14 protein-coding genes are annotated in these 15,600 nt (G+C 42.0%); 5 read left to right on the top strand and 9 right to left on the bottom strand.

Annotation, left to right across the window (positions count from 1 at the left end; all coding sequences use genetic code 11):
• Positions 1-163: 163 nt before the first annotated feature.
• Entirely contained in the window at positions 164-904 is a 741-nt protein-coding gene (locus MHB54_RS13465) for an SDR family oxidoreductase (protein ID WP_023991077.1), read from the top strand.
• Positions 905-914: 10 nt separating this feature from the next.
• Here the strand turns inward: MHB54_RS13465 and MHB54_RS13460 are convergent, their stop codons facing one another.
• The 6 genes from MHB54_RS13460 to MHB54_RS13435 form a co-directional block, all read right to left on the bottom strand.
• Positions 915-1,055 carry a hypothetical protein gene (locus MHB54_RS13460; protein WP_233903811.1) on the bottom strand — a complete coding sequence of 47 codons (141 nt, stop codon included), beginning with the start codon at positions 1,053-1,055 and terminating at the stop codon, positions 915-917.
• Between the two features lie 272 nt (positions 1,056-1,327).
• Complete coding sequence (locus MHB54_RS13455; RefSeq protein ID WP_076156738.1) at positions 1,328-2,827, bottom strand: malate:quinone oxidoreductase; 1,500 nt, start codon at positions 2,825-2,827, stop codon at positions 1,328-1,330.
• A 416-nt stretch (positions 2,828-3,243) separates the two neighbouring features.
• Positions 3,244-4,107, bottom strand: coding sequence for a hypothetical protein (locus MHB54_RS13450; RefSeq protein ID WP_264454356.1), 864 nt, complete (start codon positions 4,105-4,107; stop codon positions 3,244-3,246).
• Between the two features lie 171 nt (positions 4,108-4,278).
• The gene (araA, locus tag MHB54_RS13445) at positions 4,279-5,703 is read right to left on the bottom strand and encodes an L-arabinose isomerase (protein ID WP_023991081.1); all 1,425 of its coding nucleotides are present in this window, start codon (positions 5,701-5,703) and stop codon (positions 4,279-4,281) included.
• Between the two features lie 34 nt (positions 5,704-5,737).
• On the bottom strand, positions 5,738-6,433 hold the full coding sequence (locus MHB54_RS13440) for an L-ribulose-5-phosphate 4-epimerase (RefSeq protein ID WP_068939259.1): 696 nt from the start codon (positions 6,431-6,433) through the stop codon (positions 5,738-5,740).
• 1 nt (position 6,434) lies between these two features.
• The gene (locus tag MHB54_RS13435) at positions 6,435-8,048 is read right to left on the bottom strand and encodes a xylulokinase (RefSeq protein ID WP_264454353.1); all 1,614 of its coding nucleotides are present in this window, start codon (positions 8,046-8,048) and stop codon (positions 6,435-6,437) included.
• Between the two features lie 290 nt (positions 8,049-8,338).
• Here MHB54_RS13435 and MHB54_RS13430 point away from each other — a divergent pair, with 290 nt between their 5' ends.
• The 3 genes from MHB54_RS13430 (at position 8,339) to MHB54_RS13420 (ending at position 11,468) form a co-directional block, all read left to right on the top strand.
• Positions 8,339-9,427, top strand: coding sequence for a GntR family transcriptional regulator (locus tag MHB54_RS13430; RefSeq protein ID WP_023991084.1), 1,089 nt, complete (start codon positions 8,339-8,341; stop codon positions 9,425-9,427).
• A 120-nt stretch (positions 9,428-9,547) separates the two neighbouring features.
• The gene (locus tag MHB54_RS13425; protein ID WP_264454352.1) at positions 9,548-10,435 is read left to right on the top strand and encodes a LysR family transcriptional regulator; all 888 of its coding nucleotides are present in this window, start codon (positions 9,548-9,550) and stop codon (positions 10,433-10,435) included.
• A gap of 91 nt (positions 10,436-10,526) precedes the next feature.
• The gene (locus MHB54_RS13420; protein ID WP_264454347.1) at positions 10,527-11,468 is read left to right on the top strand and encodes an NAD(P)H-binding protein; all 942 of its coding nucleotides are present in this window, start codon (positions 10,527-10,529) and stop codon (positions 11,466-11,468) included.
• Positions 11,469-11,545: 77 nt separating this feature from the next.
• On the opposite strand, the gene MHB54_RS13415 is transcribed toward MHB54_RS13420, so the two are convergent.
• Positions 11,546-12,007: a hypothetical protein gene (locus MHB54_RS13415; RefSeq protein WP_023991087.1), complete on the bottom strand. Its 462-nt coding sequence runs from the start codon at positions 12,005-12,007 to the stop codon at positions 11,546-11,548.
• Between the two features lie 179 nt (positions 12,008-12,186).
• Positions 12,187-13,893: a CocE/NonD family hydrolase gene (locus tag MHB54_RS13410; protein ID WP_068939266.1), complete on the bottom strand. Its 1,707-nt coding sequence runs from the start codon at positions 13,891-13,893 to the stop codon at positions 12,187-12,189.
• A gap of 368 nt (positions 13,894-14,261) precedes the next feature.
• Here MHB54_RS13410 and MHB54_RS13405 point away from each other — a divergent pair, with 368 nt between their 5' ends.
• Positions 14,262-14,939, top strand: a complete 678-nt coding sequence (locus MHB54_RS13405; RefSeq protein ID WP_068939268.1) for a TetR/AcrR family transcriptional regulator — start codon at positions 14,262-14,264, stop codon at positions 14,937-14,939.
• Between the two features lie 77 nt (positions 14,940-15,016).
• Here the strand turns inward: MHB54_RS13405 and MHB54_RS13400 are convergent, their stop codons facing one another.
• Entirely contained in the window at positions 15,017-15,553 is a 537-nt protein-coding gene (locus MHB54_RS13400) for a YceI family protein (RefSeq protein ID WP_023991091.1), read from the bottom strand.
• Positions 15,554-15,600: the final 47 nt, after the last annotated feature.

The following is a 15,600-nucleotide window of genomic DNA, read 5'->3' as shown; positions in this document are numbered from 1 at the left end:
GCTAATATTGATGTGCTAATTATATGCACGCCGAATAGGATTAGGCAAGAATTGGACTTGATCGGTCTACCTGTCTCAATCGAATTCTACTTAAAATTTACTTGCAAGGCCAACAAAGGGCCTAAGGCAAATAGATTAGAGGAAGAGGGATTGGGCTATGCATTTGGAAGGAAGAATAGAGAACAAAGTCGTCGTGATTACAGGTGCAAGCAGCGGAATTGGAGAAGCAACAGCACTGTTGCTTGCCGAGCGTGGGGCAAAAGTCGTGCTTGGAGCGCGCGGAGCGGATCGCCTTGAAGCGCTGGCGACACGCATTTCAAATGGAGGTGGCGAAGCTGTTTATGCACGCACTGACGTGAGACGGCGCGAGGATCTGTGCAACCTCGTTAATTTGGCTTGCGAACGGTACGGGAAGCTGGATGTTCTCGTCAGCAACGCTGGCGTTATGCCCATTTCCCCTCTCGAAGATCTGTGTGTCGAGGACTGGGAGGACATGATTGACGTCAACATTAAAGGCGTTTTGTACGGTATAGCCGCAGCGTTGCCTATCTTTCATAAGCAGGGTTCCGGACACTTCGTGAACATCGCTTCTGTAGCAGGACATAAGACTGTGCCGAACCAGTCGGTCTACTCCGGTACGAAGTTCGCTGTGCGCGCCATCTCAGAAGGGTTGCGCCAGGAGGCTGGTGACAAGCTGCGCGTGACCATCATTTCGCCTGGTATTGTGCAGACGAATTTCACGGAGGGTATGACCAATCCCGCATTGAGAGATCAACTCGCTGCCATCCGGGATAAACTAGCCATGACACCGGACGCGGTAGCCCGCGCAATTGGATTCGCAATTGAACAACCGGATGATATTGATGTGAACGAAATCGTGATCCGCCCAACCGCACAAATGTAACATAAGTGCTTTACCCTGGAAGCTGATCATCCATGTAATAGAATCTGCCCGTTGGACCATCCTCCGGCAGGGTCGCCAGTCGGACCGCCATTTTCGCTACATCCTCCACCGACAGCTCTGTCTTTTCTCCGCCCATCTGCGTTTTAACCAAGCCGGGGTAGCAATCCGCTGCACCAGTTTATTGGACAACTGGAACTGAATAGAGCCTATAGCGGTCTACATAATTACTGTGATCACTGTAGCAGACACCGTAAAATGCAGAAGGATTGCAAAATTTTGTATTGTTAAGCAAGCATTTTAGCGGTGGGGAATTCCTTCCCACCGCTTGGTGTTGTTATTTATTCAACTTTAAAATATATCGTAAGATTACTGCACATTTTATTAAAGAGTAGTGGGATGATCCAGTTACCAGCCATGCAAAAATTAACGATGAAGCGGTTCTTTTTCGCCCAGACCCAGCACCTCCGTTGTGGAATCGTAAATTTCTTGGTAAAGCTCTGGGTTTTCCGCTAGTGACACCCCATAAGAAGGAATCATCTCTTTTATTTTTGGTTCCCATTCTTCCATATGTTGTGGGAAGCATTTTTCCAATACTTCCAGCATAACGTGAACAGCAGTAGAAGCACCCGGAGAAGCGCCGAGCAGGGCAGCTACCGAACCATCAGCGGCACTAACCACTTCCGTACCAAATTGAAGTGTTCCTTTTCCACCCTCCGTATCTTTGATCACCTGCACACGTTGGCCTGCTACCACCATCCCCCAGTCCTCGATTTTGGCGTTCGGAATAAACTCGCGTAATTCTTCCAGACGCTTTTCATTCGATAACATCACTTGCTGGATCAGATATTTGGTCAATGCCATCTCTTTTGCGCCTGCGGCCAACATCGTAATGAGATTATTGGGTTTTACAGAACCGATCAAATCCAAATTTGAGCCCGTTTTCAAGAACTTCGGTGAGAAGCCGGCAAACGGTCCAAATAGCAGTGCTTTTTGGTTACCGATATATCTTGTATCCAGATGCGGAACAGACATGGGAGGAGCACCAACCTTAGCTTTACCATATACTTTTGCATGATGCTGGGCGACAACCTTAGGATTGTTACATACCATAAATAGTCCACTTACCGGGAATCCCCCGATATATTTGGACTCAGGAATACCAGTTCGTTGTAGCAAAGGTAGACTTCCACCGCCACCACCGATAAAGACAAATTTGGCATTATGGTATTCGATTTTACCGTTGTCCAGATTATGGACTTTGACTTTCCACGAGCCGTCGCTCGCACGTTTAATATCCTTTACACTATGTTTGTAATTGATCTCGACGTTTTTACTTTTTAAATGCTCAAACAACATGCGTGTTAAAGCACCAAAGTTGACATCTGTTCCAGAGTCGATTTTGGTTGCCGCGATTGGTTCATTCAATGTACGGCCTTCCATAATCAACGGAATCCATTCCTTCAGCTTTTCAGGGTCGTCGGAAAATTCCATGCCTTGAAACAGAGAAATAGTTGAAAGCGCTTTAAACCTTTTTTTCAAAAAAGATACATTTTTCTCTCCTGTTACCAAACTCATATGAGGTATTGGTTTGATAAAGTCCTGTGGATTACGAATCAAATTGCTGTTTACAAGAAAAGACCAAAACTGTCTTGAAAGCTGAAACTGCTCATTAATGTCTACAGCTTTACGAATATCTATAGATCCATCAGCTTTCTCGGATGTATAGTTCAGTTCGCACAGTGCAGCATGGCCTGTACCTGCATTATTCCATTCGTTAGAGCTTTCTTCTCCCGCGTTTGCGAGTTTCTCAAACACTTGAATTTCCCACTCCGGTGCTAACTCTTTCAGCAATGATCCCAGAGTCGCGCTCATGACTCCGGCACCGATTAAGATAATGTCTGTTTTTTTCTGAATGCTATTCATAAAAACCTTCCTTATCTCTTATATTTGCAAAAAAGAGCAGGCCCTCCTGCTTAGATGATACAAGAAGCAAGGCTCCACTCAGGAACATATCTTTTCTGTCTCTATTATAACTAAAATATAATCTTTTAAAAATTATATTGTCTATTATCTGATAATTATAAATCATTTCTGCTAAAAAGTGAGAATTTTCTTTGCAGAAATAATAAGAATTGATCTCAACACGCTGTATTATTTGAGCTTCACTTACTAGCAATAATAACAGACACCAAAAAAGCGTTTAGAAGCAAATGATTTAGAGTACAGATTTCCAATGATCGAATCAACAGTCCATGTATATGAATAATTCGGTAAAATATGTCTTTACGGGATAGGCCCTTTCTAATTGCACTAACGTTTTCTGGAATGAGCTTCACGGTTTATAAATGCTTCATCATAATATTCAAAACGGTCTGTTGTTGATTCTCCCAAGCATAATCGGAGTTATCCATAATAAATGATTGAAAAGGGAGTTGCTCAATGATTTGCAATTCTAGCTCACGTCGATGTTCAAGGAACTGAATATATCCTTCGTACCCGTGCAAACCCTTCCTCTTTCCATAATCTTGCTCCGTATGGTACCAAATCGCGAAATCTAACCATTCTTGAGATCTCGTTGTTTTAACTCGCTCAATCGTCTCACGCACATTTGGTTGCTTCAAATAGAACAAAATTGGATTTAACTCCTGAATTTGCTCCGCAATCTGTAATACATGCTGAATAAAACGGTCTTCTCCAGCATCATGCCGGGCGAGTAATGCACACCCTGGGTTCTGTAAAAAACAGCATTCGAGTATCATCAACTTTTCTTTTTCTCGCTGATCTTTAACAAAAGACTTCCAACGTTGAATCATCAACTCGCAATACCTTTCTACGGGTACTCCATCGTAGATTTCATAACGCCGGATTTCCTCATACAAACTAGAGGGAATTTCATTTTGGGCTGATTGCTGCGCAAGCGCATAGGCGATTAAAGCGTCGTTGCCATTCAAAGATATAAACGGATCAATGTAATGAAACGCCTCGGAATAGATTGATCGAAGCTGATCAAGTTCTTCGTTTGGCATACATGCAACCGATTCATAATCAGCGGGATGTCGTAAGTCCCCTTCTAAAAATAGTTCGGATTCTATTTGATGTGTGTTTAACATGTCATGTATGTACCTAGATAATGTGGATTTGCCAGAGCCAGGTATACCTTCAACGATAACCAATTTCGTTTTCATAGCTGGTAAACTCGCCATAGTATCACATCCTTATGAATTAAATGATTACCTTAAGGAGAATCCTATTGTCTCGTTATAATGCCAGATAGCTTAGGAACCTTCCCATATCTATACATCCTTAGAAAACCAATAAAAAGCATTGGGTCCTGAGGACTGACCCAATGCTTTTAGTAGATGACTATCTTCTAGTTACTTAATAATCACGTATTCCAGGTTAACCAGTTTTGCATAAGTAACAATTTGGTCTGTGGTTAGATTCAAGGAAACCACGGTATGGTGACCACCGCCGTTCTCAATCCATGCTTTAACCCCATCTTGGAAGTTTGGCTTCACGTTCCACAGTACACGGGCCACTGGAAGATTTGGAGCAGGAACTGTCGGTTCAAATGCAGTAACCTCATTGATCAGCAGTTTATAATGCGTGCCAAAGTCAGCCATGGAAACAACTACACCGTCTCCTGCCTTGCCGTCAAACACCAGACGGGCTGGATCTTCACGATCGCCGATACCTAACGGTGAAACGATGATTTTAGGCTTGTTGCTTGCCAACGTTGGGTCAACTTCAAGCATATGGGATTGAAGGATCGATTCCTGACCAGCCGCCAATTCATAGGTGTAGTCTTCCATAAAGCCAGTGGATTGGTTATGGCTCATTACTTTAAGCAGGCGATCGAGCGCTGCCGTCTTCCAGTCCCCTTCACCGGCGAAGCCGTATCCTTGTGCCATCAAACGTTGAACGGCAAGACCAGGAAGCTGTTTCATACCATAGAGGTCTTCGAAGTTCGTAGTGAAGGCAGTATAGCCGCCATTATCCAGGAACCGTTTAAGGGCAATTTCATAGCTTGCTTGCACTCTTACGCTGGCTTCCCAAGCTTCCTTGCTGTAAGTACCATAATCAAATTCATAGAGTTCGGAGTATTCTGCAAACAAAGCATCAATCTCTTCTTCTTTCACAGCATTGACGTACTGAACAAGGTCGCCAATTCCGAAGTAGTCAACGGTCCATCCAAATTGAATTTGAGCTTCGACCTTATCGCCTTCCGTAACGCCAACGTTACGCATGTTGTCACCAAAGCGGGCAACTTTGATATTGAAGCTTTCGTTATAAGCAACCGCTACATCCATCCACTCTGCGATTTGCTTCTGCACTTCCGCACGTTCCCAGTACCCTACGACCACTTTATTCTGTTTCTTCAGACGGGCATTGATGAATCCATATTCACGGTCACCATGAGCTGCCTGATTGAGGTTCATGAAGTCCATGTCAATCGTAGCCCAAGGAATACTTTCATTGAACTGTGTAGCAAGATGAAGCAGCGGCTTTTGCAGCAATTTAGTACCACGAATCCACATTTTTGCAGGTGAGAAGGTATGCATCCACGTGATGACACCGGCAACCTCGTCGCGATAGTTGACTTCTTTCATAAGGCTAGTAATTTTGTCTGCACTAACCGCCAGATCCTGCAATACAAGCGGATAAGGCAGAACGCCACTCTTATTTAAGGCATCGGTCATTTCTTGTGCGTGTGCTTTGACTTCTGCTAATGCTTCTTCTCCATACAGATGTTGTGAACCTACGACAAACCAGAACTGTTTTGTACCTACTGTTGACATCATTCATCCTCTTTTCATAATTTTTTAGTTTATATTACTTTTGCCCGTAGTACGCGTCTTTCCCATGTTTGCGTAAATAGTGTTTATCTAGAATGCGTTGCGGCAATTCTTCAGCAAAATGATTCAATTCTCGTGCGAATAAATTCATTTTCGAAACTTCTTCCAACACGACGCTATTCATGACTGCCGATTTTGCATCTTTCCCCCAAGTGAAGGGAGCATGACCCTTAAGCAGAACACCCGGCACTGCTAAAATATCCAGCCCGCGCTGCTCAAAAGTTTCGATGATGACACGGCCAGTTTCCGCTTCGTAACCACGATCAATCTCCTCTTGTGTCAAGAAACGGGCACAAGGAACAGAACCATAGAAGGTGTCTGCATGAGTAGTCCCCATTACAGGTACATCCAAGCCTGCTTGAGCCCAAATGGTCGCCCAAGTTGAATGCGTGTGTACAATACCGCCGATCTCTGCATAATGCTTATAAAGCACGGCGTGAGTCGGTGTATCTGATGAAGGTCTCATTTCTCCTTCAACAACATTGCCATCAAAATCAACAACCACCATATCGCTAGGTTTCATCGTGTCATAACTAACACCACTAGGTTTGATAACGAATAAGCGGCTCTCACGATCAACAGCGCTTACGTTACCCCAGGTGTATTTCACGAGTCCATGTTTAGGCAAATCCAGATTGGCTTGATATACTTCTTCTTTCAGTTGCTCTAACACGTCAATCCCTCCAGTTTTCCACTAGATTATCTACAGCAGCCTGTTCAATCGCTAGACCTTGTGTATAGCGTTCCATGAATGCTTCGAATCCCTTAACGTCGGAACTGTCAGGAGAAATTTCTTGCCCCTCAGCATCTCTAAATACTTTTTGGTCGAGGAAGTCTTCCAGACTTTCTTGTTGAGCCTTGTTCATCATGTAAGAAGCCAGAATAGCAATACCCCACGCCCCGCCTTCTCCAGCTGTTGACATCACTGATACCGGGACATTCATGGCAGCCGCAACGATTTTTTGTCCGACGATAGGGGTTTTAAATAAACCACCGTGAGCCAGTATGCTATCAATTGCTACATTTTCTTTCTTTGTCAAAATATCCATTCCGATTTTCAAAGCAGCAAACGCAGTGAAAAGATGAGTCCGCATGAAATTGGGCAAATTGAAACGGCTCTCAGGGGAGCGGACAAACAATGGCCGGCCTTTCTCTATTCCGGTGATATTCTCCCCTGACAAATAGCCATAGCTGAGTAAACCGCCGCCATCTGGATCTGCTTCCAAAGCCTTGTTCAGCAACACACTGAATAATTGGTTTGGATCGGCCTTTTGCCCCATTGCCTCATAGAACTCACGGAACAATCCCAGCCAAGCATTGAGATCACTTGAACAGTTGTTGGCATGAACCATTCCGACCGGATTACCATTCGGTGTAGTCACCAGATCAATTTCCGGATATACCGCTGAAAGATCCTTCTCTAATACAAGCATGGCAAAAACCGAGGTTCCCACAGAGACGTTGCCAGTCCGTTTCCTCACACTATTCGTAGCGACCATCCCTGTTCCCGCATCACCTTCTGGAGGACAAAGCGGAATACCTGGTTGTAAATCTTCGGATTTATCTAAGATTTTGGCTCCCGCGGCGGTTAGTACACCTGCCTGCTCGCCTGAAATATAAACTTTAGGGAGAATTCCTTCTAACTTCCAATCGTAACCTTTGGCTGCAATGAGTTCATCAAACTGCTTAACCATCGATTCGTTATAATCATGTGTAGTCTCATCAATTGGGAATATGCCCGAAGCATCTCCGATGCCAATGGCCTTATTGCCAGTCAGCAGCCAGTGAATATATCCAGCTAACGTCGTCATAAAATCAATATGAGGGACATGTTGCTCTTCGTTCAATATAGCTTGATACAGGTGAGCAATACTCCATCGCTCAGGGATGTTGAATTGGAATTTATCAGTTAACACTTTTGCCGCAACACCGGTTGTCGCATTCCGCCAAGTTCGGAACGGAACAAGCAACTCACCTTTGCTGTCAAAAGCCATATATCCGTGCATCATTGCAGAGAATCCTATAGAACCAACGGTACGAAGAGTGATTCCATATTTTCGCTCAACTTCTTGCTTCATTTCACTATAAGCCTCTTGTAGACCCGTAATAATACTCTCTAAGTTGTACGTCCAATATCCGTCTACCAAGAGATTTTCCCACTCATAGCTTCCAGATGCGATTGTTTCAAAATGATGATCAATCAGCACTGCCTTGATACGTGTGGATCCAAATTCGATACCAAGTGAGGTTTCTCCCTTAGTAATCGCTTGTTTAATGTCTTGATCCATGCTCACGTGACTCCTCTCTCTGAACAACTGTTATAATCGCAATAATTGAAAGAAGGCGCTTTCTTTAATTTACAACCTTAGTATATTTTTTGTTCGTACATTTGTCAACACGAATACATAGTTATACCTACAAATATTCTTACGAATTGAATGTTTCTCTATTTTTCCTTTAGTATTACTGCATGTTGGGCAATGGATTATAATAAGTTCATAATTATGCTAAAATATGTACATACAAATATTATGGATAGGTAAATTGGTATTAGGACAACCAGGAAAGAAGGAATAAAGTGAAACCAAAGTATCAGGTCATCCTTGAGGATATAAAAAGCAACATTCTATCAGGAGCATACAGCGTAGGAGAACAAATTCCAACAGAATCGGCTTTGCAGGATATGTATAAAGTTAGTCGCCAGACGGTACGAAAGGCAATTTTAGAACTATCCAACGAGGGCTTTTTAAGAAGTGAAAAAGGATCTGGCACCTATGTCAGCAACCAATTCCGATCAAAAACCGGCGGGAATTCCAGTAATAAAACCATCGGAGTCATCACGACCTATATTTCCGATTACATCTTCCCTTCTATTATTCGCGGGATTGAAGCTAGATTGAATGAAGATAATTATTCATTGCTATTAGCTAGTACAAATAATGATGTCGCACAGGAAAAGAAAGCTTTGGAGATGATGTTGTCCTTTGGTGTGGATGGCTTGATCATTGAGCCTACAAAGAGCAATCTATATAATCCCAATATCTCTTACTATTTGACGTTCAAGGAGCAGGATGTTCCGTTCATCATGATTAATGCTTATTATGAAGAGTTGGAAGTTCCCTTCTTTTGTCTCGATGATGTACAATCCAGCTATCTGGCAACAAAAGAATTGATTGCTAACGGACACACACACATTGGTATCATTGCCAAAATGGATGATTTACAAGGAAAGCATCGAATGAAGGGCTATATCAAAGCGCTTGGAGAAGCCAAATTACGGTTTCACCCAGAGCAAGTGCTCTCATTCTATACAGAGACGAAGCAGGACCTGTCCGCCAACTTAAAAAAATTCCTTACCGAACAAAGAGACGGGTTAACCGCAATTGTCTGCTATAACGACGAGGTAGGATTAGAAGTTGTACATGTATGCAGACAACTTGGTATATCTGTTCCCGAAGACATATCCATTATTGGTCAAGATAATTCCTATATTTCCAAGAATGCAAACATCAAACTCACGACATTAACACACCCACAGGAACAAATGGGACGTGATGCCGCCGATTGGGTTATTAAGAAACTGCAAGGGAAGAAGGATCTACGCAACCACACCTATTATCAGCCCGTGTTGATTGAAGGGGAGACGGTAAAGAAGAAACTGAAGTAGATGGTGCTCACATTACCTCCAATTATGAACCGCCAGTTTGCCATTAACATTAGGGTATGCTGGCTTGAATTTATGGCGGGAACATAAGTTATAATAAATTTCATACAATTGGAGGTAAACATGAATCTAAAAAGGATAAAATATTTTATAGATCTCGTTGAATGTAGAAACTTCACAGAAACAGCAAAGAAGAATTTTGTATCGCAAACTACGATTAGCCAACAAATGGCCTCACTTGAGAATGAGTTCAACATTCAGTTAATTGATAGAAAACAAATTCCGATTGAGCCCACCAAAGCGGGATGGCTGTTTTATGCAGAGGCCGTCGTGCTCTGGAAGCAATATAATCATATGAAAACAAGCATGGAAAATTTTCAAAAATATAATACCCAGCTATTGAGTATCGAATATGCTACAATCACAGATATCCAAAGCTTATTAAAATTTATCCCTTCATTTAAAGAAAATCATCCAAAGATTAAACTTGAATTAAATAAAGTATTGCTAAAGGATATCGCTGAGTATCTGCAAAAAGGAATACATGACGTGGCCGTTGCCTTTGACTCAGAGTTTAAAGGGAAAGAAGAAATCCTAACCCATACATTATATAGCGGACGATACTGCGCGGCCGTAAGTAAACAACATCCCCTCTTCAGTTTTGAGTCCATCTCAAAGGAAGAATTATATAAGTATCCGCTTGTCATGCTGAATCCAATGGTTATTGGAGACTCCTATTATTTAATGATTCAACATGCCATGGAAGATGGTTACCAGCCCAACATCCTTAGAACCGCAGACGATGTCGAAACAAAGCTGTTTTATATCATCACAGAGAATTTAATTGGCTTTTTCCCAGATAACTATGATCTTGCTGACCTGAAAGAAGAGGTCCGACTCATTCCCATACAAGGTTCACACCATACTTTTAAAATCGAAATAGGCTACTTGAAAAATAATTCTAATCCAGCATTATACTCATTCCTGCAACAAATACAAAATTCGTTTTAGCAATAGCCCATAAGTTTTTTGTATTATACTTTGTTATTTTTTTCACATAATATATAAGTATAGTTCATTTCAGCAAGGAGTGACGACAAACATGGGTAAGTTATTATTAACGGGTGTGGATGGCAATCTGGGCAGACAAGCGGCTGAATTTTTATTGAAATTAGTAGAAAAAGACCAAATTATTTTTTGTGCATATGATCCGGCATCTTTACAAGGGTATGCAGAACAAGGTATTGAAACGCATGTGACCAATTTCAATACAATAGACGGTCTTGCAGAAGCTTTTGCTAATGCAGATAAACTTGCTTTAATCTCCATGCCTTTTGTGGGGGTAAAACGCCAAAATGCACACAAAAACGTGATCGATGCGGCGAAAGAAGCTGGAGTAACACAAATCATCTATACTTCATTGGTTAACGCGGCGGATGAATCCAATCCAAGTGTTGAAAAACTGGACCATGTCTATACAGAAGATTATATCAAAAGTGTCGGGTTAGATTATATTTTCCTGCGTAATTCGCAATATGCGGAAGCTATGGTTACCAATTACTTCACCTATGTGAAGTCTGACGGCGTGTTGAAAAACAACCAGGGTGACGGCAAGATGGCCTATATCTCACGGAAAGATTGTGCAAAAGCTGTCGCTTATGCATTAGCAGCAAGCAATTATCATGAGGCGATATTAAATATAAATGGTCCTGAATTAATAACAATGTCCGACTTTATCGAGATTGGAAATGAAGTAACGGGTCATCATATTACCTACAAGCAGATCACGGATGAAGAAAACTACGCCATATTTGATGCCATGGGTGTTCCCAGAACAACAGATGGCAAATTTGCAGAGGACTCCGAAGCCCCCTTCTCTTCTGAAGGTATGGTTACCTTTGGACAAGCTATTCGCTTAGGAAAAATGGATATATTTACGGACGACTTCAAGAAGCTGACGGGCCAAGATCCCGTAACAGTGAAATATATGTTTGAACATGCGAATGAGTACCAAGTGGGTGAACGACACTCCAAAGATAATTAATTCAAGTCATGATCATGTTTGCGGAGAGATCGGAAGCTGATTTGCATCCGATTTCTCCAATTGCGCTTTTGCCTACTTTAGTATTCTCCTTTAATTACAAAAAACGAACCCCGAATTGTTCCAGCTAGTTTTGACTTCTGCCTAGCAAACTTAAACTTCCCTTCTAGCTCCTTTGGTACCTCCATCCCCTCAGAAAGCTTAAACCCAACGGCCCGCTTCTTAGTGTCATCAACCGTATACATGACGTTGACCTCAAGACCATCCTCATAAAAGACATAAGCAAATTTAATATTTTCCACTTGAAAACGTGACGTTTCTAAAGGTTTGGCCGCAAACTCAATATCACGCTCTTTCAGAATTCGGTTCACATAATCTAGGGTCTCCTGACTTTCACTAGCTGACACAACCGTAAATTCATGCTTGTATTTGTTCATAAAGTAACGGGCTTCATTAGCACGCAAACCAGCAAGCGCTTCTACTACAGGTGAAGACTCTAAACCAACCGTAGACACATTATTAAAATCAACGATATAGGGCATTTCCATCTCTCCTTCTATCTCATTATTCCCCAAAAAACTTGCCGCTATTTATGTTACGGTTCTGGCGCTCACAACTTACTGGTACACATAAATCGTCACCGATCCAAAGGAATATTCTCTCCAACTTCCTTCTGTCTGAGGGAACATGGGCGTTGGGAAGCATGTCAACTTGAACTCAGTTAGGGTATAATCGGCAGCAACAAATAAGAATCAAATTCATCCCCTGTATATAGGGTAATGTCTGCATCCCATACCCTGTCATCCCCCGTCTGAGTCAGCAGTGCGCAGCCACTTTGATTCTGACTTCCAATTTCCAGGAGCAATCGGTTCCCTTTAGCTACAACAATTGCACTATCCCATATCTCAATATCCAAGCAATAGACTTCTCCTGGAACCAGCTTTTGAAACTCATCGAAGGTGTAATAAGGCTTATACTCCGTAGATAATTCATCATCAGTTTTACGTAAGGAAGCGCGCAGCCAGCCCTGGCTAATTGGGAACTTCTCTGTTAGTGCTCCTGAGTTAACGACCTCATTGCCTAGTGAGTCAATATTTCGCAAAGATACGAAAATGTCCATATCATCTGTAGTTGACGATGCCCACAAACGGAGTTTGATAGGCCCGAGAATTTCTGTTTCGTTATCAAACGGATCGGTTTCAAATAGAACACGCTTTGAATTGTTTTCCTCTCTCGAGAATTCTTTCACCATAAAAGGCTTCGCCCAGTGCTTTGACTCGCACTCCTTATCGCCTTCATAGCAAAGCTGGGCCTTGGCTTGCGGAGGCTCTTGCGAAAGCAAATTCGAGCTTGCATCAAGGTAAAAGCGGGTCCATTGGGTGCGCTTAAGCGGATACTCGTTCTCGTAGCGCCATGTGTAGTTATTGCCTCCGCGAGGAATGGCAAGCTTCACTTTCGGTTCTCTCATTATGCCAGTATCGATTCCTTTAAGCCAATAATCCAGAAATTTTTTCTGCAGTTCTCGACCCTGAGCGGTGTAAAATGCACCAACATGGCTCCCGATATGTACTTCAAGCCACTTGTGCTCTGATACCGCATTCTGAAAACCCAGAAAATTTCCACGGGTATGCATTCCGGCGCTAAACCAGTTGCTTGCGGATAATAAAGGCACCTCTACTTTACTCAAATCAGAAAATCGATTCGTCCACGATTGATCACGTAATGGATTGTTTTTTACCATCTCCGGGAAATCAGTGCGATTGGCTTGCAATTGTTCTTCCGAGAATTTTCCATCGGGATTGTATTGATGCGCCAAAACTCCGTTCTTCCACCAGAATGAAAGAAAACCGTTCGCCTGGATTCCGCCCGGATAACAGAATTCCGCATAATAATCTACTGTACCTTCCCAAGGTATGATACAAGCTAAATGAGGAGGTTGTTCGGATGCCACAGCCCATTGACTCATAGCCAAATAGGAGATGCCCAGCAGTCCTATCTTTCCATTGCTCCATGGTTGCGTTCCAGCCCATTCGATTGCATCATAATAATCTTTCTTCAAAGAATTTGATAATATATCCAGCTTTCCTGGAGAATTACCGATACCACGTTCATCTACTCGCAAGACAATATAACCTTGCGGCACCCAAAATTCAGGATTTGGTGTTTCCCAACTAATTAAGGGCCCTTTATCCTGCGAGTGTGTATATTCTATTGCGATTGTTGGATTAGCAGGAGCAAATTGAGAGAAATGAAGATCCTTTCCATACGGACACATCGTCATGATTACTGGAAAACTCCCATCCACATTAGGCTGATAAAGATTTGCGGCGAGATAATTCCCGTCTCTCATAGGAATCTGTACTTCTTTCCAAGTAAGTTCATAAAAGTGATTACTTCTTTCGTTAATGTCGATAGGTAATGGATTCATAGCTTGCCTCCATTTGATAGTTTTTCTTCAAACCAGTCAATCAATAAGCAGCGTGCTTCTGTATCCTGTTCAATCGCATTGTGAACTTTAGGTCTCTTTCTGATTTCTTGCAAGGGGTTCACTCCCTTCAATAATTATTCAGAAAAGTTTTAGTACACGTGTACTAAAATCAGTATATTCCTGCAAATACAGCAACTCAACTCTGGTCTTTATTGGGAATGGCACTCTTGGCTGAGGATTTTCGCAAATTATCTCTCGAATTCTTCCGTATTCTTAATCAAGCTACTTATTTCGGCTTGAAGGAACAATTTATGATATAATGCTTTTGATTTCAAGTGCATAGCACAAACGCTCTAAAGGAGATAGAAATGGATATTAATTTAAGGGATAAGATCCTTGAGACTTCAATTGAATTATTTAATAAAAAAGGATATGCATATGTAACATTGAGGGATATTTCCGATGCGTTAAATATAAGTCCTGGTAATTTGACATACTATTTCAAAAAAAAACATGATCTTATGATTGGTGTTATGGCAATGCAGTATGAAGAATACCAAAACTTAAATTTCTCAGCGGAGGTTTCTATCGAAGGGCTGAATCAGCAGTTTTTAATTCTTAATGCATTCCGTAAAAAATATTTCTTTTATTTCTCCAGTTTTACAGAATTGCCTAAGTTGTATCCGGAGATAGCTAAAATGCAAATTAAGGTTGTTAATGATTTCTATACGCTTTTTACCAACATATTTAAGGGGTTTGTTAATAAAGGAATTATGAAAGAAGAATTATATGCTGGGCAATATGAAGATTTGTCTATTTCTTTACTATCGATAAATATGTATGGTACACAGGAAATAATTCTTCTCCAAAAATTTCTTCCAAATCCAAAAAACATCTTGTCCATCCTATGGAGCCTTATACTGCCTCATCTAACCAAAGAAGGAATGGCCATGTATTGTCGGATAACGCAGGTTGATAAAACTATCCCCCCCAAGCTATGCTACAAGCCAGATCAATCGGATGGAAGCTTGGAAGGCTCAACATGAGGCCGCCAAGGCATCTACTTGTAGTGGCAAGTTTTTGAATAAGGACCATCCCGATAAAAGGATGGCCTTTAGGACCGCTAATCTACTATTTTAATTGCCTCGATATAAAGTTCGATTCTCACTTCATTCCCGACAACAATCCCGCCTTTTTCCAGATGCGAGTTGAATGTCAAGCCAAATTCATTGCGTTCGATACTGGCTGTTGAATGAAATCCTACACGTTCCCGGCCACGAGGGTCTTTATTTAGTCCTTCAAAAACGGTATGAAAAGTGATGGGTTTTGTTACTCCATGCAAAGTTAGATTGCCCGTAAGCTCATATTGCCTTTCGCCAGCAAGGACGCAGCTGGTGCTTTGAAACGTAATGGTTGGATACTTGGCTGCATGAAGGAAGTCGTCGCTCTTCAGGTGTTCATCTCGTTGCGATTGGCGAGTTGTGATACTATTTGCGTCTATGGAAGCTTGAATACCCATGGTTGTTAAATCATTGGGGTCAAAATTCAAGCTCGCTTGGAAATGCTCGAATACTCCTTTGATTCTATTAATCATTAAATGCGTTACCGAAAACTCAACGGAGCTGTGGTCCGCATCCACTTCCCAATTGATATTGCTCATAAATAAATTCCACCTCTATGATAAGATTTGAGAAAGGTCGCCCTATC

Origin of the sequence: Paenibacillus sp. FSL M7-0802 (assembly GCF_038004945.1) — a bacterium.
Classification (GTDB): Bacteria; Bacillota; Bacilli; order Paenibacillales; family Paenibacillaceae; genus Paenibacillus; species Paenibacillus polymyxa_B.
Note: the sequence above shows the minus strand (reverse complement) of the source record. Positions and strands in the feature narration are given on the sequence as shown.